Raw genomic sequence first — 4502 nt, forward strand, 5'->3', positions numbered from 1 at the left:
ATTATTTTAGCTGTCATCACTGCAATTGAGGTTGGCGTTTTCTACCTAGAGTTAAGCTCCTTGGCAATGACGCTAATCCTATTGGGTCTCTCTGCTGCCAAGTTTTACCTCGTAGTCATGTACTTCATGCATCTCAAATTCGATGACAATCGCTTTTTAATGATATTCGTGGCACCTATGGTGATTATGGTAAGCATCATGTTTGTGTTACTAGCGGTGTTCTTAAAGTTTGCTGATTAACTACAAATTGACTACTGCTCTTCACTCTGAATCAGGTACCTAACCCTATGGACTCCTCACTATGGCTTAAATGGAGTACTGACCCTGTCATCTTAATCGGGGTGCCAGTGGCAGGAATTTTATATGCAAGGGGCCTACAAACTCTCAAGGAAACCTCAAGATCTCATCATTTTGGTCGAATAGCCTGCTTCTACGTAGGCCTATCATTATTATTCATAGCACTTGTAAGTCCTCTTGATTATCTTTCAAGCCAATTGTTCCTTGCTCACATGACTCAACATATGATCTTGATTTTCTTTGCAGTACCTGCAATTCAAATAGGAGCTCCGCTCATTCCGATTTTAAGAGGAACGCCTAAATCACTTAGGAAAAATGTGCTAACTCCAATAATTACGTCTCTTTCTATCAGATATTTATTGCGTTTAATCTTCAAACCGCTGATTGCCTGGCCATTCTTCATAGGATCGTTAGCAATCTGGCATTTCCCTTTTGCCTTCGAAGCTGCGATTGAAAGCGACCTCATACATTTTTTTGAACATTTTGTATTCGTAGCAGGTGCGTATGCATGGTGGTGGAACATAATTGACCCATTCCCTTTAAGGTCTAATCTTTCCAAATTAGCCAAGGTCGCCTATGTGTTTATCACTATCGTTCCTGGTTTTGTATTGGGTTCGTTCCTCACTTTCGCGCCTGCAGCATGGTACGAAACTTATAACGCAACCACACTCGCCTATGGCGTCAGCGCACTTGAAGACCAGCAGATCGGAGGATTGATCATGTGGATACCTGGTTCTTTTGTAATAGCCACGGCATTGCTCCTAGCACTGCGTTCAGCTGTACGTGCAGAAACTATTCAACAGCTTCAAAAAGAAGCTGTTGGCAAATAATTCTCTCTTTAACCTAGGCTGCAGAAAGGCTGTAGACCAGTGCAAGTGAACCCACGTAGGCAGGCGGGATAGCAAAAGTCACATACCTCAGCCAACTCATCGCCTGAACCTTAAAGCTCATTACTATCAAAAACCCTGTTGCCATAAATGCTATCGCTGATCCCGCTGCAACGAAATGAGAATTATCCATTTCTTGAAGTATCGGACCACCTGTATAAAAGAAACCCGCAATAGGAATAACAAATAAGTTAAATGCACAACTTCCGTAAATATTACCTATCACCAATGCATACGATTTGCGGAGTGCTGCTGCCACAGTTACTGACGCTTCAGGAAGAGTGGTGACTATGGAGACTAGTAATACCCCTATAAAACTACGCCCCAACCCAGTAGCCTCAGCAATCCCGTCTGCGCTCAAGGCAAGAACAGGTGCAGCCGCAAGAACTGCAAGACCTGCAAGACCAAAGCCAATCCAAGCAGGCCGTTGGTTCGCCCAGGAAGTATCAACATCTGATTCTTCCTCTACTTTGTCACTTCCCGCATCGTAAACAAGCTTCATCCCCAAAAAGTAAGCTGCCGCAATAACTAACGCGCCGACGCTTGTAGGACCTAAGCCCCAGTCGCCCAAAGCACCAAAAATTACAGAAATAACCCCGATACCAATTGCAACTACAATCAGGGTCTGAGTATCTTTGGTTTGGTTCCCAAAAATGTTTCCAATCCCAAATGCTATAGCGACAAGTGATATGGTAAAAATATTAATCATATCGGCGCCATAGACATTACCTAATGCAAGTCCAGGAGCCGGTGGATCTACAAAAACAACCGCTGAAATATTTGTGATCAATTCGGGTAAAGAAGTTGCAACGCTTACGAGAATAGTCCCAACCCATAGTGCACCCCATCCTGTTAGTACGGCCAAATCATCACCGTACTTAGCAAGCGCAATCCCTGCGAGCACAACAACCAAAGCGCTAGCTAAAAAGGAAGGAATGGCAATTATTAAGCTATCCATACTATATTTACCTTTATTGTTAGAGTGGACTTAATACAAGCATGAATAGTGTAGCCACGTTTAAATCCGCGAGGTATGATACCCGAACTCCACCCAAAAATTCAGGTGAAACATGGCAGATATTAACGCATTATCACAAATCGCAGGCTCTCTCGTAGTTCCTTCTAAGGGAATACTAGCAGCTGATGAAAGCTCAGGGACCATTAAACGCCGTTTTGACAGTATCGGAGTGGATAGTACCGAAACAAATCGACGAGATTACCGAGAAATGCTTTTTCGGGCTGAAGGTATAGAAAACTACATCAGTGGGATTATTCTTTACGATGAGACTTTACGGCAATCAGGAGCCGATGGAACTGCACTGGTAGATGTACTCCAAAGTAAAGGGATCGTACCTGGCATTAAAGTCGATACTGGAGCAATGCCATTAGCAGGATTCCCGGGAGAATTAGTTACTGAAGGCCTCGATGGCCTCCGAGGTCGACTCGAAGAGTATTATCAAATAGGCGCCCGTTTCGCTAAATGGCGCGCCGTCATCACAATAGGGAATGGAATACCTTCATACACCTGTATCGAAGCCAATGCCCATGGATTAGCTAGGTACGCTTCTTTGAGTCAAGAGGCAGGCTTGGTACCCATTGTTGAACCAGAGGTTCTAATTGATGGAGATCACACTATCGATGTTGATCAAAATATCACTATCAAAACCCTAATAAAGGTTTACGAAATGCTGAATCTTTACGAAGTATCACTAGAAGGTACGCTCCTCAAACCAAATATGGTTACTTCCGGATCAAGTTCCTCTAGCCGGGCGCCTGCTACTGAAGTCGCTTCCAAAACAGTAGAGGCTTTCCGAAAATCCGTTCCTTCAACGGTACCTGGAATCGTTTTCCTTTCTGGAGGACAACCAGATGATGAAGCAACCTTAAATATGAATGAAATTGCACTATTCGGTCAAAATAACGATGCCCCGTGGGAATTAAGCTACTCATTTGGTCGTGGCCTACAGGCGCTGCCTCTAAATACTTGGCTTGGTGTAAAAGAAAATGTACCTGCGGCTCAAAAAGCATTTATCCAACGGTGCATACTTACTAGTGCAGCTCGCCAAGGTAAATACTCTGCGCAAATGGAAGATGAACTAGCTAAAGCTAACTAAATGTAAGGCTGATCTGCTGCTCTACATACCTTGCTTTTTCCCGAGCCTCTACTATTGAGTCACCACATGCAAGAGCCACTCCAAGTCTTCTATGCCCCTTAATCTCGGGTTTCCCAAATAATCTCACATTAGTATCTGCGAGACTCAATGCTGAATCAATTCTCCCGTAGCTGATTGCGGAAGAAGTACCTTCCCCCAAAATAGCACATGATGCCGACGGTCCGAATTGATTAATGCTTGGTATTGGTAATCCCAAAATAGCGCGTACATGAAGTGCGAATTCAGAGAGGTTTTGAGAAATCAAGGTAACCATGCCCGTGTCATGGGGGCGTGGTGACACTTCACTAAAGAAAACATCCTCACCTTTTATAAATAGTTCTACCCCAAACACTCCATAACCTCCAAGCTCGTCAGTTATGATTTTTGCAATTCCTTTGGCCTTCATTAAAATTTCGTCGTCCATAGGATGAGGCTGCCATGACTCTCGATAATCGCCATCTATTTGGAGGTGACCGATAGGATCACAAAATGCAGTTCCTTGCGAATGCCTAATCGTTAATAGCGTTATTTCATAATCAAACGATATAAACCCCTCAACAATAACGCGAGGTGCGTCTCCTCTTGCGTTGTTTATAGCGTATTCCCAGGCATTCTGCGCCTCAGATTTAGAATTAATTAAGCTTTGTCCTCGTCCGGAGGAACTCATAACAGGCTTTACGATTGCCGGTAGTCCAATTTGGTCCAAAGCCTCAAGTACGTCATTATGGCTTGCTGCAAATTTATATGGTGAAGTAGGTAAGCCTAAATTAGTTGCAGCTAATTCTCTAATACCCTGCCGATCCATGGTTAATTTCGTGGCACGCGCTGTGGGTATAACATTCCAGCCTTCTTTTTCTAATCGGATCAAAGCGTCAGTATTAATTGCTTCTATTTCTGGAACTATTAAATGTGGCTTCTCTTTTTCTACAATTGATCGAATAGATTCTCCGTCAAGCATGGAAATCACATGGCTCCTATGTGCAATTTGCATTGCAGGAGCATTCTTGTATCGATCGACTGCAACAATTTCAACGCCTAAGCGTTGTGCCTCAATGGCCACTTCTTTCCCAAGTTCCCCAGAACCTAATAGCCATAGCTTCGTAGAATTACTGGTTAAGGGAGTCCCTATAGAAATCATGTGACTAATCAAACCTAATCTTGTCTA

The 4502-nt window shown here is 43.5% G+C and carries 5 protein-coding genes; 3 read left to right on the top strand and 2 right to left on the bottom strand.

Going from position 1 to position 4502, the window contains the following annotated elements; genetic code table 11:
* A partial coding sequence (locus MK127_08270; GenBank protein ID MCH2532786.1) for a cytochrome C oxidase subunit IV family protein occupies nucleotides 1-240 on the top strand: 240 nt, incomplete at its 5' end.
* A 47-nt stretch (nucleotides 241-287) separates the two neighbouring features.
* Nucleotides 288-1127, top strand: a complete 840-nt coding sequence (locus tag MK127_08275) for a cytochrome c oxidase assembly protein (protein MCH2532787.1) — start codon at nucleotides 288-290, stop codon at nucleotides 1125-1127.
* A gap of 13 nt (nucleotides 1128-1140) precedes the next feature.
* Here MK127_08275 and MK127_08280 read toward each other — a convergent pair whose 3' ends face one another.
* Entirely contained in the window at nucleotides 1141-2142 is a 1002-nt protein-coding gene (locus MK127_08280; GenBank protein ID MCH2532788.1) for a hypothetical protein, read from the bottom strand.
* A gap of 112 nt (nucleotides 2143-2254) precedes the next feature.
* Here MK127_08280 and MK127_08285 point away from each other — a divergent pair, with 112 nt between their 5' ends.
* Nucleotides 2255-3298, top strand: coding sequence for a fructose-bisphosphate aldolase class I (locus tag MK127_08285; protein ID MCH2532789.1), 1044 nt, complete (start codon nucleotides 2255-2257; stop codon nucleotides 3296-3298).
* Here MK127_08285 and purT read toward each other — a convergent pair.
* Nucleotides 3291-4475: a formate-dependent phosphoribosylglycinamide formyltransferase gene (gene purT / locus MK127_08290; protein MCH2532790.1), complete on the bottom strand. Its 1185-nt coding sequence runs from the start codon at nucleotides 4473-4475 to the stop codon at nucleotides 3291-3293. The two genes, MK127_08285 and purT, sit on opposite strands and share 8 nt — an antisense overlap.
* Nucleotides 4476-4502 lie beyond the last annotated feature (27 nt).

This window comes from Dehalococcoidia bacterium (assembly GCA_022449765.1).
GTDB lineage: Bacteria > Chloroflexota > Dehalococcoidia > Lucifugimonadales > Australimonadaceae > UBA2963.

Coding starts and splice junctions, on each gene's coding strand:
- MK127_08275 (MCH2532787.1), top strand. CDS start 288: ATGGACTCCTCACTATGGCTTAAATGGAGTACTGACCCTGTCATCTTA.
- MK127_08280 (MCH2532788.1), bottom strand. CDS start 2,142: ATGGATAGCTTAATAATTGCCATTCCTTCCTTTTTAGCTAGCGCTTTG.
- MK127_08285 (MCH2532789.1), top strand. CDS start 2,255: ATGGCAGATATTAACGCATTATCACAAATCGCAGGCTCTCTCGTAGTT.
- purT (MCH2532790.1), bottom strand. CDS start 4,475: ATGATTTCTATAGGGACTCCCTTAACCAGTAATTCTACGAAGCTATGG.